Raw genomic sequence first — 15,814 nt, forward strand, 5'->3', positions numbered from 1 at the left:
CCCGGCGCGCTCCCGACCGGAGGGTGGGCACCGTGCGGATGTACCCGGAGCCGACGGGCGAGGTGCGCATGAGTCTGTCACTGCGCTTCGCCGCCGGATCGCACAAAGGCATGATCCGCGAGGGCAACGAGGACTCGGGCTACGCCGGTCCCCGGCTGCTCGCGATCGCCGACGGCATGGGCGGCCAGGCGGCCGGTGAGGTCGCCTCCTCCGAGGTGATCTCCACCCTCGTCACGCTCGACGACGACATCCCCGGCTCCGACATCCTCACCTCGCTCGGCACCGCCGTGCAGCGCGCCAACGACCAGCTGCGCGCGATGGTCGAGGAGGACCCCCAGCTGGAGGGCATGGGCACCACGCTCACCGCCCTGCTGTGGACCGGCCAGCGACTCGGCCTCGTGCATGTCGGCGACTCCCGCGCGTACCTCCTCAGGGACGGCGTCCTCACCCAGATCACCCAGGACCACACCTGGGTGCAGCGTCTGGTCGACGAGGGCCGCATCACCGAGGAGGAGGCCACCACCCACCCGCAGCGCTCCCTGCTGATGCGCGCGCTGGGCAGTGGCGACCACGTCGAACCCGACCTCTCCATCCGCGAGGTCCGCGTCGGCGACCGGTATCTGATCTGCTCCGACGGTCTGTCCGGCGTCGTGTCCCACCAGACGATGGAGGACACCCTCGCCAGCTACCAGGGCCCGCAGGAGACCGTGCAGGAGCTGATCCAGCTCGCACTGCGCGGCGGCGGCCCGGACAACATCACGGTCATCATCGCCGACGTCCTCGACCTGGACACCGGGGACACCCTCGCCGGGCAGCTCTCCGACACCCCGGTGGTGGTCGGCGCGGTCGCCGAGAACCAGCTCCATCTGCAGGACAACGGCATCATGCAGACCCCGGCCGGCCGCGCCTCCGGGCTCGGCCGCCAGGGGCGCGGACAGGGCGGCGGCGAGTTCGGCCCGCCCGGCTCCGGCGACACCACCGGCTACATGCCTGCGGCGGGCAGCTTCGGCGACTACTCCGACGACGACTTCGTCAAGCCGCGCAAGAAGCACAGGTGGCTGAAGAGATCCTTCTTCGGCATCCTCGCCCTCGCCGTGGTCGGCGGGGGCCTGTACAGCGGCTACCGCTGGACGCAGACGCAGTACTACGTCGGCTCCAACGACGACCATGTGGCGCTGTACCGCGGCATCAGCCAGGACCTGGCCTGGATCTCGCTCTCGAAGGTCGAGAAGGACCACCCCGAGATCGAACTCAAGTACCTCCCGCCGTACCAGCAGAAGCTGGTCGAGGCCACGATCGCCGAAGGCGGTCTGGGCGACGCCGAGAAGAAGATCCAGGAACTCTCCACCCAGGCGTCGGCGTGCAAGAAGAACGCCGAGCGCCGCGAGGCGGCGGACAACAACGCCAAGACCGGCGAGGGCGAGGCCGGCGGAGTCACGGGAACCACGAAGACCTCCCTCACGTCCAAGGCCACACCGTCCCCGACGTCGACACAGTCGGCGTCTCCGACCCCGTCCCAGACCGCACCCACACCGTCGACCGGCCCCAGCCTCTCGGAGGAGGAGCAGGAACTGGTCTCACGGTGCGGTGAGCAGTAGGCAAGCCGCGAGGGGCCCACTCACACGATGAGCAGTACTACCAACCCGTCGACGCAGCACACGTCCACGATCGGTGCGATCGGCACCCCCAGCCGACGCAACACCGAGCTGGCGCTGTTGGCGTTCGCGGTCGCCATCCCGGTGTTCGCCTACGCCAACGCCGGCCTCGCCCTCCACGACCGGGTACCGGCCGGGCTGGCCGCCTACGGCCTCGGCTTCGGTCTGCTGGCCGGCATCGGCCACCTGGTCGTCCGCAAGTTCGCGCCGTACGCGGACCCGCTGATGCTGCCGCTGGCCACGCTGCTCAACGGGCTGGGGCTGGTGGCCATCTGGCGACTGGACCAGTCCGAGCGGCTCCAGCTGAGCAGCACGTACGTCGAGGCATCGCCGCGGCAGCTGCTGTACTCCGCGCTGGGCGTCTCCCTGTTCATCGCCGTCCTGATCTTCCTCAAGGACCACCGCGTCCTGCAGCGCTACACGTACATCTCCATGGCGGGCGCACTCGTCCTGCTGATGCTGCCGCTCGTCCCCGGCCTCGGTCTGGACGTCTTCGGCGCGAAGATCTGGATCTCCATCGCCGGATTCACCATCCAGCCCGGCGAGTTCGCGAAGATCGTCATCGCGGTCTTCTTCGCCGGCTACCTCATGGTGAAGAGAGACGCCCTGGCCCTCGCCAGCCGCCGCTTCATGGGCCTCTACCTGCCGCGCGGCCGTGACCTCGGTCCCATCCTGGTCGTCTGGGCGATGTCCATCCTGATCCTGGTCTTCGAGACCGACCTCGGCACGTCGCTGCTGTTCTTCGGCATGTTCGTGATCATGCTGTACGTCGCCACCGAGCGGACCAGCTGGATCGTCTTCGGTCTGCTGATGTCCGCCGTCGGCGCCGTCGGTGTGGCCTCTTTCGAGATCCACGTCCAGCAGCGTGTCCAGGCCTGGCTCGACCCCATGGGCGAGTGGGAGCTCTCCAAGACCGTGCTCGGGCACTCCGCGCAGTCCATGGAGGCCCTGTGGGCCTTCGGCTCCGGCGGCACCCTCGGCACCGGCCTCGGCCAGGGCAACTCCGACCTCATCGGCTTCGCCGCCAACTCCGACTTCATCCTCGCCACCTTCGGTGAGGAACTGGGCCTGGCCGGAGTCATGGCGATCCTGCTGCTCTACGGGCTGATCGTGGAGCGCGGTATCCGCACCGCCCTCGCCGCCCGCGACCCGTTCGGCAAGCTGCTGGCGGTCGGCCTGTCCGGCGCCTTCGGCCTCCAGGTCTTCGTGGTCGCCGGCGGCGTCATGGGCCTGATCCCGCTGACCGGTATGACGCTGCCCTTCGTGGCGTACGGCGGTTCGTCCGTCATCGCCAACTGGGCGTTGATCGGCATCCTGCTGCGCATCAGCGACACCGCGCGCCGCCCGGCGCCGTCCCCCGCCCCCAACCCCGACGCCGAGATGACCCAGGTGGTCCGACCGTGAACAAGCCCCTGCGCCGGATCGCGATCTTCTGCGGGCTGCTCGTGCTCGCCCTGCTCATCCGCGACAACTGGATCCAGTACGTCCAGGCCGACTCCCTGAAGACGGACTCCAAGAACCGCCGGGTGGCCATCGAGCGTTACGGCACCCCGCGCGGCGACATCATCGTCGACGGCAAGGCCATCACCGGGTCGGTCGCCACCAAGGGCACGGACTACAAGTACAAGCGCACCTGGAAGAACGGCGAGATGTGGGCGCCGGTCACCGGCTACTCCTCGCAGATCATCGGCGCCACCCAGCTGGAGAGCCTCGAGGACGGCATCCTCACCGGCAACGACGACCGGCTCTTCTTCCGGAACACGCTGGACATGATCACCGGTAAGAAGAAGGAGGGCGGCAGCGTCGTCACCACCCTCAACGCCGCCGCGCAGAAGGCGGCCTTCAACGGCCTCGGCAACAAGAAGGGCGCCGTGGTCGCGCTCGACCCGAAGACCGGCGCGATCCTCGCCCTGGCCTCCACCCCGTCGTACGACCCGTCGACCTTCGCCGGCATCAGCAACACGGACAGCAAGGCCTTCCAGAAGCTGGACAAGAACTCCGACAAGCCGATGCTGAACCGCGCGCTGCGCGAGACCTACCCGCCGGGCTCCACGTTCAAGGTCGTCACGGCCGCCGCGGCACTGGAGAACGGCACCGTCTCGGACATCGACGACAAGACGGACTCCCCGGACCCGTACCAGCTGCCCGAAACGACGACGGACCTCACCAACGAGCACGGCGTGTGCAAGAACGCCACGCTCCGGTACGCGCTCGAGCAGTCCTGCAACACGGTCTTCGGCAAGCTCTCCGACACCGTCGGCAACGAGAAGATGCGGGAGCAGGCCGCGAAGTTCGGCTTCGACGAGGCCGAGCTCGACGTACCTGTACGCGCCGCCGAGAGCGTCTACCCCGAGGACAACCGCCCGCAGAACGCGATGGCCGGCATCGGGCAGGCCTCCAACCGTGCCACCCCGCTGCAGATGGCGATGGTCGCCTCGGCCGTCGCCAACGACGGCGAGCTGATGAAGCCGTACATGGTCGACCAGCTGCGCGCCTCCAACCTCGACGTCATCGAGACGCACGACCCCGAGACGCTGTCCCAAGCTGTCTCGCCGGAGACCGCCCAGAAGCTCCAGGACATGATGGAGACCGTCGTCAAGACGGGCACCGGCCAGAAGGCGCAGATCGAAAACGTCACCGTCGGCGGCAAGACCGGTACCGCGCAGCACGGCGTGGACAACAAGGAGAAGCCGTACGCCTGGTTCATCTCCTACGCCAGGCTCAGCGACGGCAGCGCGCCGGTGGCCGTGGCCGTGGTCGTCGAGGACAGCGATGCCGAGCGTGGTGACATCTCCGGTGGCGGTCTCGCCGCCCCGATCGCGAAGAGCGTGATGCAGGCAGTGATCAACAGCAAGAAGTGACGCCGCTCACGTCGCCTTCACATCGGTGTACGTTGCGATACCGGTCCTGTATCGGGTGACGCGGTTGGCCAGGTCACAGAAGGCGAGCCGGGTACCGTATGCCCGGAGCACAGCCGCCGGACCACACATGGGTGCGGTCGGGACCGACGGAGAGGGCTGGTAGGAAGCTATGGAAGAGCCGCGTCGCCTCGGCGGCCGGTACGAGCTGGGCCAGGTGCTCGGCCGTGGTGGCATGGCGGAGGTCTACCTCGCGATGGACACCCGCCTCGGCCGCACCGTGGCGGTGAAGACGCTGCGAGCGGACCTCGCGCGCGACCCCACCTTCCAGGCCAGGTTCCGCCGGGAGGCCCAGTCGGCCGCCTCGCTCAACCACCCCGCGATCGTGGCGGTCTACGACACGGGCGAGGACTACATCGACGGGGTCTCGATCCCGTACATCGTCATGGAGTACGTCGAGGGTTCCACCCTCCGTGAGCTTCTCCACAGTGGCCGCAAGCTGCTGCCGGAGCGGGCCATGGAGATGACCATCGGCATCCTCCAGGGCCTGGAGTACGCCCACCGCAACCAGATCGTCCACCGCGACATCAAGCCGGCCAACGTCATGCTGACGCGCAACGGCCAGGTCAAGGTCATGGACTTCGGCATCGCCCGCGCCATGGGCGACTCCGGTATGACCATGACGCAGACGTCCGCGGTCATCGGCACCGCCCAGTACCTCTCGCCCGAGCAGGCCAAGGGCGAGCAGGTGGACGCCCGTTCCGACCTGTACTCGACGGGCTGTCTGCTCTACGAGCTGCTGACGGTCCGCCCGCCGTTCATCGGTGACTCCCCCGTGGCAGTCGCCTATCAGCACGTGCGGGAGGAGCCGCAGTCCCCGAGCGTCTTCGACCCGGAGATCACGCCGGAGATGGACGCCATCGTCCTGCGTGCCCTGGTCAAGGACCCCGACTACCGCTACCAGTCCGCCGACGAGATGCGCGCCGACATCGAGGCCTGCCTCGACGGCCAGCCCGTCGCGGCCACGGCGGCCATGGGCTCGGTCGGCTACGGCGGCTACCCCGACGACCAGCCGACCACCGCCCTGCGCGCCGACGCCGGTGCCACGACGATGCTCCCACCGGTCGGTCCGGACGACGGCTACGGCTATGACGACCGCCAGGGCCGCCGACGCCAGCAGAAGAAGAACAACACCTCCACGATCCTCCTGGTCGGCGCGGGTGTGCTGGTGCTGATCGGCGCGGTCCTCATCGGCCAGTGGATGTTCTCGGGCAACGACACGGGCAACGACACCCTCAAGACGCCGAATTTCATCGGCCAGACCGAGGCGGACGCGAAACAGGCGGCCACCAACGTCGATCTGAAGGTGACGACCACCAAGGCCGAGTGCGAGGACCAGAAGACCGGCAACGTCTGCGAGCAGAGCCCGGACGCCGACACCACCATCAAGAAGGGTGAGACGGTCTCCCTGGTGATCTCGACGGGTGCTCCGAAGGTCACGGTCCCCGATGTGAAGGGCCTTGACTTCGACGAGGCAGAGGCCCAGCTCGAGGACAAGGGCTTCCAGGTCGAGAAGAAGACCGAGGAGTCCGACCGCACTCCCAACGTGGTCATCGACCAGGACCCGATCGGCACCAAGATCGAAAAGGGCTCCACGGTCACGCTGACAGTCGCCAGGGCCCCGGACAAGGAAACGGTCCCGGATGTGTCCAGGCAGAGCTGTGACGCCGCCAAGGCCCAGATGACGGCCAACAACCTCGTCGGCACCTGCACCGAGGTCGAGACCGACGACGCCAACCTCGTCGGCAAGGTCGTCGCCACCAGCCCGGAGGCCGGCTCCGAGCTGAACAAGGGCGACACGGTCACCATCCAGATCGGCAAGGCGGCCGAAGAGGAGGAGCAGGAGGTCGAGGTCCCGAACGTCGTGGGACGGACCGTGGGCCAGGCCAAGCAGATCCTCCAGGCGTCCGGCTTCACCAACATCCAGTTCGCCAACGGCAGCGACCAGAGCGACACCGCGCTCGTCACGGACCAGGACCCGGACGGCGGCAACGGCGCCGACCCGGCCCAGACGACGATCACCCTCGCTTCGGTGGGCTTCGGCGGTAACAACGGCAACAACAACAATGGCGGGAGCGACGGCGGCGGCTTCTTCGATTAGCCGATAGCCCCACCGGTGACAGAGAGCCCCATGCACGCTGTTTAGATGGCGTGCATGGGGCTCAGCTATAAAACCACACGAGAGCCCGGCCCAAGTCAGCTACCTGGCAACAAGAGTGCAGGTGCCCTTACCGTCCACCGCAGCGGCGATACTGGGCATCTCCTCGATCAGGCCGATGCCCGCACCGTGTGCGTCTGTCCGGCTACACAAGTTCCGGGGCCCGCAGGCGGACAAGAGTCCGGGGCGACCTCGGCCCACTGGTCAGGGGAAGCCCTACGCGAAGCCGCTCTCCGAGTTGCAGTTCACCTCTCTGCCCGCAGAGCCGTTCTTCAGGCACACCTTCACCGTGACAGCCGTTCCTTCAGGAAGGTTCTTGACACCTTCATGGCACGACCCCTGTCCATCGAAAACCTGGAACGAGAACGAGCCGCCCGTGTACGTCATTTCCACGCACACCCGGCGGCTGTCCGCTTCAAGGTCGCAGGCGGAGAGCGTGTCCCCCCGTGGGCCGCCAACAGACTTCCCCACCCTTGCGTGCGTCTGTTGATTGGACACAGAACTTACTCGCAGCGCTCGCCGGAGTAGCGCTGAAAACCACAGAAGCTGTTGCTGCGGCGGCTCCTGCCGCAAGGACTCTTTGTATCACTGACTACCTTCCCCATCTGCCGCAAGCCCTACCTGCGGACATCACGACCCGATGCGCCCCATCAAGTCCCTGGTCCGCAGAAGCCCAACAGTTCACAAGCGGATCAGTCGTGTTACTCAAGCTGCGAGAGCAACAGCAGGTAAGAGGTGGACATCAAGCAAATGTTCAATTGAGGCTCGTGGGCTTGATTGAGCCCCGGATCCACCGGCTTGATGCCGGTGGATCCGGGCTCAGTGATCAGCTCAACCGTTTGCGATCTTCAGTACGAGACGCGGCCACATCTTCATACTGCTCGGCTCGTTGAAAAATGAGGTGAGGAGGCAATCGCCCCCTGAGCCGAAGACACCGACACAAGCAGTTGCCAAAGGAAGAACGTGATCAACGAGACAGCGCTGTTGGAGTCGAAGACTCTGCGCAGCAACATGCTAGACCGGGCAGACGTGCTCAACAGGGTCAAAGCCCTCTCACTCCTTCCGGACGGGATGCATGTGACGACCGCGATGGCGGCGGCGTACTTCAGCGTCACGGTGGAAGCCATCCGCGCTCTCGTGCACGACCACCGGTCGGAACTGGAGGCGAGCGGCTACCAAGTTCTGTCGGGCCCGGAACTGAGTGACTTCAAGCAACTCAGTGGCATCCAGTCCCGCACTCGGTCCCTCGCTCTCTTCTCCCGCCGAGCCATTCTCAACGTAGCCATGTTGCTCCGAGACAGCGAAGTCGCACGTCAGGTACGCGTGTATCTCCTGGACGCCGAATACCAGGCGCGCACCCAGCCTGTGGATAACTCTGTCCACACAGACGTCACCTCACTCGATGACCGCATCGACCACCGCATCGCCCACATCCTCGGCCAGACCGTCGTCCCGATGTTCAACGCCCTGATCGCCTCCTCCAGCGAACACCGCCGCGAACTCATCACACTCCGGGAGGACATCCAGAACGTCGAGCGCAAACTCTGCTGGCACCACCAGCGGATCAATGCTCTCGAAGGAGACGCTCCGACAGATCAGGTCAGGTCTTCCCTCAAGGCCATGACCTGGCAGGCGTTCGAACGCCACGTCGCCGGTCTACTGCGCCGGGACGGCTGCACGGACGTCGTCGTACGGCAGGCCCGCAGCGACTGCGGCATCGATGTCACCGCACGCACCGCCGACGGACGCACAGTCGCCGTGCAGTGCAAGAACCGAGCTGGCCGATGGGTCGTCCCCAGCGCCGACATGCAGAAGTTCGCGGGCGCCGCACGCGCCATCGACCCCGCGGATGTCGCCCTGTTCGTCGCCACCTGCAACTTCAGCCACGAGGCCCAGGCGGTCGCGAAGCTAAGTGGCATCGTCACGGTGAACGGCGACGAGTTGGAAGCGTGGAGCGCCGGAGTCCGTCTCAGCGAACTGCGCTGAGCAGTCGTCAATCGGCAGACATGTACGAGAGGCCCGAAGCCGCAAGAGAAAGTTGCGGCTTCGGGCCTCCGTCATGCTAGCGGTGACTGAGTTCCTCACAGGAACTCAGTCACCTCACCGCAGTTCCTTCGGCAGCGTCCGCTCCGCGTTCACCCGTTCCACGCGCTCCAGCTCGCCCCACACGATGTACCGATAGCGGGAGGTGTAGACGGGTGTGCAGGTGGTGAGGGTGATGTACTTGCCGGCCTTCTTCTTGCCGGACTCCTTGGGGATGTCGGAGAGGACCTCGACGTTGTACTTCGAGGTCTCGGTGAGGCTGTCGTAGACCTTGTAGACGTACCAGTTGTCACGGGTCTCGAAGACGATCGAGTCGCCCTTCTGCAGCTTGTCGATGTTGTGGAACTTGGCGCCGTGGCCGTCGCGGTGGGCGGCGAGGGCGAAGTTGCCGTTCTTGTCGGAGCTGGGGAGGGTCGCCTTGACCGGGTCGGTGTAGTAGCCGGCCACACCCCCGTTGAGGATCTTCGTGGAGGTGCCCTTCTTCACCAGCACCTCGCCGTTCCTCATGGCGGGAACGTGCAGGAAGCCGATGCCGTCCTTGGTGTCCAGGGCGCCCGGACCGCCGTCGGAAGCCCAGTTGTCGCGGACCTTGTTCGCTTCCTTGTCCGCCTCGCGGTCGGCGAGCACGTTCGTCCACCACAGCGAGTAGACGACGAACAGTCCGAGCACCAGGCCCGCGGTGATGAGGAGTTCACCGAAGACACTGACCGCCATGGCGAGCCGACTCATACGACGGCGCGGCACGGTCTCGGGCGCACCCGTCTTCTCTTCGGTGTCGTCGGTGGTCACTGCCACAGTTCTTCCGCCCTTGGTCGAGCCCCTACCGGACGAGCGCGTCGGGCTTCCCCTCGCTGCGCGACCGTTCCTCCACCATCTTGCCCCACACGATCATGCGGTACTTGCTCGTGAACTCCGGCGTGCACGTGGTCAGCGTGATGTAGCGGCCCGGCGCGGTGAAACCCGACCCCGGGGGCACGGCGTTGAGCACGCTGACGTTCGACGGCGGTGTCACCGGCAGGATCGAGGCCATGTCGTAGACGTAGTACTTGTCCTGCGTTTCCACGACGATCGGGTCGCCCGGCTTGAGCCGGTTGATGTAGCGGAACGGTTCACCATGGGTGTTGCGGTGGCCGGCGATTCCGAAGTTGCCCGTCTTGTCCTCGGGCATCGCGGTCTTGATGCTGTTCTCGTCGTAGTGCCCGACCATGCCGCGGTCCAGGACCTTCGACTTGCTGATGCCCTCGGCGATCGGCACGACGACGTCCAGCTTCGGAATGTGGAGGATGGCGAAGCCCTGGCCCGGCTCGAAGGCGCCCGGCGCGCGCTTGCCGCTCTTCCACTCCTCCTGGAGGCTCGTCGCCTCCCGGCCGGCCTGCTGGTGGGCCCGGATGTTCGACCACCAGAGCTGGTAGGTGACGAACAGCAGCATCACCACACCGGTGGTGATGAACACCTCGCCGATCAGCCGGCTCGCGATCACTCCCGCACCGGGCTTCTGAGCCCGCGCCGCCCGCCGTGCCTCCATCCGGGAACGCGGCGATGCCGTCCCGTCCACCCCTAAGGCCTCCTGGGCCCCCTGAGCGGCTCCGGAGCCCGTGTGGGCCCCCGGGGAGCCCCCATGCCTCCCGTGCCGTCTGGCGGCCTTACGGCGGGCCGCACGGCCGCCGGGAGCGGGGGGCGCGGGTATCGGCTCGGCCGCGGCGGCCAGACGCCGCGCCTCCTCCACCCGGAGCGCCACGGTCTCCTCGTCGATCGGAGGATGCTCCTGGGCGGTCTCGGCCGGAAGGCCCGTCGGGGCGGTCGGCGCCGCGTACGCCTCGTACGAACCGTCGTACTGGGCCTGGGGAGGCGGCCCGTAGGCACCGAAGGCATCGAACGGCTGCCTCCCGTACGGCTCCTGCTGCCCGTACCAGTCGCCCTGGGAGTACTGCGGGGCCTGCTGTGCGGCCCACTGCTGGGGCTCGGCGGTGTCGCCGAACGGCGCCCCGGGCTCGAAGGCCTCCGCCTCGAACGACTCGGCGCCCCCGTACGCGGCCTCGCCGCCGTAGGGGGCACTCTCGCGCTCGGGGCGCAGGGCGGTCACGCCGTGGCCCTGCCCACCACGGGGGCGAGCCCCGTCGACCTCGCCACGGCACCTTGGTCGCCGCATTCCGTCAGCCAGTTGGCGAGCATGCGGTGGCCGTGCTCGGTGAGCACCGACTCGGGGTGGAACTGCACGCCCTCGACGGGCAGTTCACGATGCCTGAGGCCCATGATGATCCCGTCGTGCGTGCGCGCCGTGACCTCCAGCTCGGCCGGTACGGTCGCCGGCTCGGCGGCCAGGGAGTGGTAGCGGGTCGCGGTGAACGGGGAGGGCAGGCCGGCGAAGACGCCCTTGCCCTCGTGCTCCACCGGCGAGGTCTTGCCGTGCAGCAGTTCGGGAGCGCGGTTCACGACACCGCCGTACGCCACCTGCATGGACTGCATGCCGAGGCAGACGCCGAAGACGGGGACGCCGGTGTCGGCGCAGTGGCGGACCATGTCGACGCAGACGCCGGCCTCCTCGGGGGTGCCCGGTCCGGGGGACAGGAGCACGCCGTCGAAGCCGTCCTGGGCGTGGGCGGTCGCCACCTCGTCGTTGCGCAGCACCTCGCACTCGGCGCCCAGCTGGTACAGGTACTGGACCAGGTTGAACACGAAGCTGTCGTAGTTGTCGACGACGAGGACCCGGGCGGGTCGGGCGGCACTCACTGGTCGTTCACCGTCACATCGTTGAAGGGGAGCAGCGGCTCCGCCCAGGGAAAAACGTATTGGAAGAGGACATAGACGACGGCCAGGGTCAGCACGAGGGAAATCAGCGCCCTCAGCCACGCGTTGCCCGGCAGATGCCGCCAGATCCAGCCGTACATGCCGTCCCTTCCTTCACACCACGGCACCGGACTCACGCCGTACCGCCACCAGACTAACGGCGCAGCGCCTCCGGTTTCCCTGACTCCACAGGCTGTGTGGAATCCAGATGGCCCCAGACGACGAGCCGATGGCTGTGTCCCCACTCCGGGTCGCAGGTCGTCAGCGTCAGATAGCGCCCCGCGCGCGTGTACCCCGATTTCTTGGGCACGGGGTCGATGACCTGGACGTCCGTGGGCGATGTCCGATAGGGCCCCTTGTCGATGACGTAGGTGAACCAGTCCGCGCCGTCGGTCAGGACGACCGCGTCGCCGGGGCGCAGCTTGGGAAAATCTTTGAAGGGATCGCCGTACGTGCGGCGGTGGCCGGCGACCGCGAAGTTTCCCTTCTGCCCCAGCTGCGTGGTGTTCGCGTAGTGCCCGAGCCCTTTCTTGAGAGTGTCCGTCTTCGTGCCCTGGAGGACGGGCTTGTTCCACGTGAAACCGAGCCGCGGGATGTACATGACGGCGAAGGCCTCGCCCTCCGGGTACGGGGCGGGCGCCTCCGGAGCCGTCGAGGCATCCGGGCCGGACGTCGGTCGCACCGGCTGTTTCGCCCACCGGTCCCGGAGCCGGTCGACCTGGTGGTCCATCTCGGTGTCGGCCTTCACGCCGGTCCAGAACAGCACGTAGACGACGAAGAGCACGATCAGGGTGCCGACGGTGATGCAGAGTTCGCTGACGGTCCTCACGATCAGGCGCACCGACACGGGCCCCCCGGCTGCCGTTACTCCACGGGCTTCGCGTACTTCAGATCCACTGTGCCCGAGTAGCCGGGAAGAGTCACCGGGCCGTCCTCGGTCACTTTCCAGCCCAGCCCGTAGACGTTGACGTACACCATGTAGTTCTGGATCGCCTCGGACGCGGCGAGCGCCTTCTGGAGCTTCTCCGGGTCACCGACCGCCTGGATCTTGTAAGGGGGCGAGTAGACGCGGCCCTGGAGGATCAGGGTGTTGCCGACGCAGCGGACGGCGCTGGTGGAGATCAGCCGCTGGTCCATGACCTTGATGCCCTCGGCACCGCCGAGCCACAGGGCGTTCACCACGGCCTGGAGGTCCTGCTGGTGGATGACCAGATAGTCGGGCTGCGGCTCGGGGTAGCCGGGGAGCTTGGCGGTGGCGTCCGGCGGGGCGTCGTTGAGGGTGACCGTGAGGGCCTCGCCCTTGAGCTTCTGGGTGCCGGCGTTCTTCTCCAGTGCCTTCAGCTTGGCGTCCTCGGCCTCGGTGCTGCCGTCGTCCCGCTCGGCGAGGGCCTCGACGTCGCCCCGGAGCACCGCGTTGGACTCGTCGAGCTGCCCGTTCTTGTGGCTGCGCTCCTGGATCAGGTCGGAGAGCTTCAGCAGTGAGGCGTCCGTACGGATGTTGGTGCCCTTGGCCGTGTCGAAGCTGGTGAAGAAGATCAGTCCGGCGAGGGCGAAGACCCCGACGGTGAGCACGCGCACGGGGCGGAACCCGCCTCGGGAGGAGGTGTCGGAACCCGCCTCGGGGGAGTCGGTTGAATTGCTCAACGTACCCTTATCTCCTTAGGCGCCACGGAAGCACTACGCTAACGGACGCCCGGGGGAGCATTCAGTGTCCCCTTGTACGCTGCCCCGGAGCCCGCCACAGTTCCCTGCGCGGCCACGCAGCGCATCGACAGGAGAGACCCTCGTGCCGAAGTCACGTATCCGCAAGAAGGCCGACTACACGCCGCCGCCGTCCAAGCAGGCGACGAACATCAAGCTGAACAGCCGTGGCTGGGTGGCTCCGGTCATGCTCGCCATGTTCCTCATCGGGCTGGCCTGGATCGTCGTCTTCTATGTGACCGACGGCTCGCTGCCGATCGACTCGCTCGGCAACTGGAACATCGTGGTCGGCTTCGGCTTCATCGCCGCCGGATTCGGCGTCTCGACCCAGTGGAAGTAGGGGTTCCCGCCCCCCGGAAGTAGCTCTCCCCAGAGCTATCCGCGGAGTTATCCACAGGTGTTTTCCACAGTGGGGAAAAAGAACGACGATCTGTGGATAACTCACTGGGTGTTGACGCCGGTACGACAGACCTACCGGCATCCGCAAGCATGTTCGCCCCCTGCCTGACCTGCGGAAACGTAGGTGAGCGACAGGGGGCACACCTGTTCCCGCACTCTATGCACAAGATCCGCCACGGTCTGTGGACAACAGTGCTGTAACGGTGTCGGAGAAGCGCCCGACCGGTGACGGTCCGCCATCACCTCAGGTCAGCTGCGCGGTCCTCAGGACGGTCATGACGACCACGGCGGCCAGCACCAGAGCGCACACGCCGTACTGGATCAGCGCCCGCCGCTCACGCGGCGCGTGCACCATCGCATAGCCGATCAGGACACCACCGACGAGTCCGCCGACGTGCGCCTCCCAGGCGATGCCGGACCAGCCGAAGGTGATGACCAGGTTGATGACCAGCAGGATGATGACCGGACGCATGTCGTACTTCAGCCGGCGCATGAGGATGGCCGTCGCGCCGAAGAGGCCGAAGATCGCGCCGGAGGCACCGAGGGACGGCTGGTTGGGCTCGGCGAGGAGATAGGTGAGCGCGCTACCGGCGAGGCCCGAAGCGAAGTAGAGCGCCAGATAGCGGGCACGGCCGAGGGCGGCTTCCAGGGGACCGCCGATCCACCACAGGCTGAGCATGTTGAAGGCGATGTGCATGATGCTGTCGCTGTCGTGCAGGAACATCGACGTCACCAGCCGGTACCACTGGCCTTCGGCGACGCCCTGGAGCGAGGACCCCAGCTCGGGGACCCAGGCCCGGCCGATGAGGTCGAACCGGTCCGTGAACGCGCCGCCCGCCGACATCTGCACCAGGTAGAGCAGCAGATTCGCCCCGACAAGGATCTTGGTGACGAGCCGGGGGTCGGCGGTGACCGTGCCGCCCGCGAGGGTGCGCGGGGCGGAGGCGGAGGGCGCGTGGCCTGTGCCGGAGCCGCCGCGGACGCATTCGGGGCACTGGAAGCCGACGGAGGCGCTCACCATGCACTCGGGGCAGATGGGGCGCTCGCAACGGGTGCAGCGGATTCCCGTCTCCCGGTCCGGATGCCGGTAGCAGGTGGGCAGGCTCTGCGCGTCCTGCGAGCCGCTCGGCACCTGGTCCATCGGGTCCCCTCCGTCTCCTGTGTGGAACGCGTCGCGCCCCGCCCATCCTTACGGATGAGCGGGGCGATTGGTTCCCTACAGGACCTTGTGGAACCTTTCGGATCCGGTCCTCGCGAAGAACCCGGCCCGGTCGGCCCTCGCGGTGAGATCCGGTGGGCTCAGCCCTGGCGGGTCTCGACGACGACCGACTCGATGACGACGTCGTTGACGGGGCGGTCGGTGCGCGGGTTGGTCTGGGCACCGGCGATGGCATCCACCACCTTCTGGCTGGCCGCGTCGACGACCTCACCGAAGATGGTGTGCTTGCGGTTCAGCCAGGCCGTCGGGGAGACGGTGATGAAGAACTGCGAGCCGTTGGTGCCCGGACCGGCGTTGGCCATGGCCAGCAGGTACGGCTTGTCGAAGCCGAGGTCCGGGTGGAACTCGTCCGCGAACTGGTAGCCGGGACCACCGGTGCCGTTGCCCAGCGGGTCACCGCCCTGGATCATGAATCCACTGATCACCCGGTGGAAGACCGTGCCGTCGTAGAGCTTGTCCGTGGACTTCTGGCCGGTGGCCGGGTTGGTCCACTCACGCTCGCCCTGGGCGAGCTCGACGAAGTTACGGACCGTCTTGGGCGCGTGGTTCGGCAGCAGCCGCACCTCGATGTCGCCATGGTTGGTCTTCAGGGTGGCGTACAGCTGCTCTGCCACGATCTGCCTTCCGTTGTCCTTTGTGACTTCCCCGATCCTCGCACGGACGACGCCGTGCGTCCCGCGCGCCCACGCTCTTGGGCGGCGGGGGCACGGAAAACCGGTCGAGTACCCCCGGTACCGGCGCGCTTCGCGGCGATCCGTGGCATTGTCGGCACTGTCGTGGACAAGTTCCCGTTGTCCCGCATTCATCCTCTATTGCACATGACCGGTTCAGAGCGGCTCTTGCTCGATGGTCAGCCGGAGTCGGTGCCCATGACCCGGATGCCCGCCCGCACATGCCTCGGAGCGCTCAGAGAGGCATGATCCCCAAAAGGGTG

14 protein-coding genes are annotated in these 15,814 nt (G+C 67.1%); 6 read left to right on the forward strand and 8 right to left on the reverse strand.

Going from position 1 to position 15,814, the window contains the following annotated elements; genetic code table 11:
- Positions 1 to 68: 68 nt before the first annotated feature.
- From F9278_RS24180 to F9278_RS24205, 5 genes are all read left to right on the forward strand, one after another.
- Positions 69 to 1,598 (forward strand): Stp1/IreP family PP2C-type Ser/Thr phosphatase, encoded by a 1,530-nt coding sequence (locus F9278_RS24180; protein ID WP_226966903.1) that lies wholly within the window; start codon positions 69 to 71, stop codon positions 1,596 to 1,598.
- Between the two features lie 27 nt (positions 1,599 to 1,625).
- Complete coding sequence (locus tag F9278_RS24185) at positions 1,626 to 3,059, forward strand: FtsW/RodA/SpoVE family cell cycle protein (RefSeq protein WP_152170201.1); 1,434 nt, start codon at positions 1,626 to 1,628, stop codon at positions 3,057 to 3,059.
- Positions 3,056 to 4,516, forward strand: a complete 1,461-nt coding sequence (locus tag F9278_RS24190) for a peptidoglycan D,D-transpeptidase FtsI family protein (RefSeq protein ID WP_152170202.1) — start codon at positions 3,056 to 3,058, stop codon at positions 4,514 to 4,516. The genes F9278_RS24185 and F9278_RS24190 overlap by 4 nt, the downstream gene beginning before the upstream one ends.
- 169 nt (positions 4,517 to 4,685) lie before the next feature.
- Positions 4,686 to 6,674 (forward strand): Stk1 family PASTA domain-containing Ser/Thr kinase, encoded by a 1,989-nt coding sequence (gene pknB, locus F9278_RS24200; RefSeq protein WP_152170203.1) that lies wholly within the window; start codon positions 4,686 to 4,688, stop codon positions 6,672 to 6,674.
- 1,020 nt (positions 6,675 to 7,694) lie between these two features.
- Positions 7,695 to 8,717, forward strand: a complete 1,023-nt coding sequence (locus tag F9278_RS24205) for a restriction endonuclease (protein ID WP_152170204.1) — start codon at positions 7,695 to 7,697, stop codon at positions 8,715 to 8,717.
- A 114-nt stretch (positions 8,718 to 8,831) separates the two neighbouring features.
- Here F9278_RS24205 and F9278_RS24210 read toward each other — a convergent pair whose 3' ends face one another.
- The 6 genes from F9278_RS24210 to F9278_RS24235 are packed head-to-tail and all read right to left on the reverse strand — an operon-like array spanning position 8,832 to position 13,205.
- Complete coding sequence (locus tag F9278_RS24210) at positions 8,832 to 9,569, reverse strand: class E sortase (protein WP_193241611.1); 738 nt, start codon at positions 9,567 to 9,569, stop codon at positions 8,832 to 8,834.
- 25 nt (positions 9,570 to 9,594) lie between these two features.
- Entirely contained in the window at positions 9,595 to 10,857 is a 1,263-nt protein-coding gene (locus tag F9278_RS24215) for a class E sortase (protein ID WP_152170206.1), read from the reverse strand.
- Positions 10,854 to 11,504, reverse strand: a complete 651-nt coding sequence (locus F9278_RS24220) for an aminodeoxychorismate/anthranilate synthase component II (RefSeq protein ID WP_152170207.1) — start codon at positions 11,502 to 11,504, stop codon at positions 10,854 to 10,856. The genes F9278_RS24215 and F9278_RS24220 overlap by 4 nt, the downstream gene beginning before the upstream one ends.
- The gene (locus F9278_RS24225) at positions 11,501 to 11,662 is read right to left on the reverse strand and encodes a hypothetical protein (RefSeq protein WP_152170208.1); all 162 of its coding nucleotides are present in this window, start codon (positions 11,660 to 11,662) and stop codon (positions 11,501 to 11,503) included. The genes F9278_RS24220 and F9278_RS24225 overlap by 4 nt, the downstream gene beginning before the upstream one ends.
- A 53-nt stretch (positions 11,663 to 11,715) precedes the next feature.
- A complete protein-coding gene (locus tag F9278_RS24230) occupies positions 11,716 to 12,408 on the reverse strand; it encodes a class E sortase (protein WP_152170209.1) in 693 nt (230 codons plus the stop codon).
- Positions 12,409 to 12,425: 17 nt separating this feature from the next.
- Complete coding sequence (locus F9278_RS24235; RefSeq protein WP_193241612.1) at positions 12,426 to 13,205, reverse strand: DUF881 domain-containing protein; 780 nt, start codon at positions 13,203 to 13,205, stop codon at positions 12,426 to 12,428.
- Between the two features lie 142 nt (positions 13,206 to 13,347).
- On the opposite strand from F9278_RS24235, the gene crgA reads away from it, so the two are divergent.
- On the forward strand, positions 13,348 to 13,602 hold the full coding sequence (crgA, locus tag F9278_RS24240; RefSeq protein ID WP_045558527.1) for a cell division protein CrgA: 255 nt from the start codon (positions 13,348 to 13,350) through the stop codon (positions 13,600 to 13,602).
- Between the two features lie 303 nt (positions 13,603 to 13,905).
- On the opposite strand, the gene F9278_RS24245 is transcribed toward crgA, so the two are convergent.
- Together F9278_RS24245 and F9278_RS24250 are read right to left on the reverse strand one after the other, a co-directional pair.
- Entirely contained in the window at positions 13,906 to 14,802 is an 897-nt protein-coding gene (locus tag F9278_RS24245) for a rhomboid family intramembrane serine protease (protein ID WP_152170210.1), read from the reverse strand.
- A 158-nt stretch (positions 14,803 to 14,960) separates the two neighbouring features.
- On the reverse strand, positions 14,961 to 15,494 hold the full coding sequence (locus F9278_RS24250; RefSeq protein WP_152170211.1) for a peptidylprolyl isomerase: 534 nt from the start codon (positions 15,492 to 15,494) through the stop codon (positions 14,961 to 14,963).
- Positions 15,495 to 15,814 lie beyond the last annotated feature (320 nt).

Source organism: Streptomyces phaeolivaceus (assembly GCF_009184865.1).
Taxonomy (GTDB): domain Bacteria; phylum Actinomycetota; class Actinomycetes; order Streptomycetales; family Streptomycetaceae; genus Streptomyces; species Streptomyces phaeolivaceus.

What these genes read in the sequence shown, in the direction of transcription:
- F9278_RS24185 (WP_152170201.1), top strand. Translation starts at nt 1,626, where the DNA reads ATGAGCAGTACTACCAACCCGTCGACGCAGCACACGTCCACGATCGGT.
- pknB (WP_152170203.1), top strand. Translation starts at nt 4,686, where the DNA reads ATGGAAGAGCCGCGTCGCCTCGGCGGCCGGTACGAGCTGGGCCAGGTG.
- F9278_RS24180 (WP_226966903.1), top strand. Translation starts at nt 69, where the DNA reads ATGAGTCTGTCACTGCGCTTCGCCGCCGGATCGCACAAAGGCATGATC.
- F9278_RS24225 (WP_152170208.1), bottom strand. Translation starts at nt 11,662, where the DNA reads ATGTACGGCTGGATCTGGCGGCATCTGCCGGGCAACGCGTGGCTGAGG.
- F9278_RS24245 (WP_152170210.1), bottom strand. Translation starts at nt 14,802, where the DNA reads ATGGACCAGGTGCCGAGCGGCTCGCAGGACGCGCAGAGCCTGCCCACC.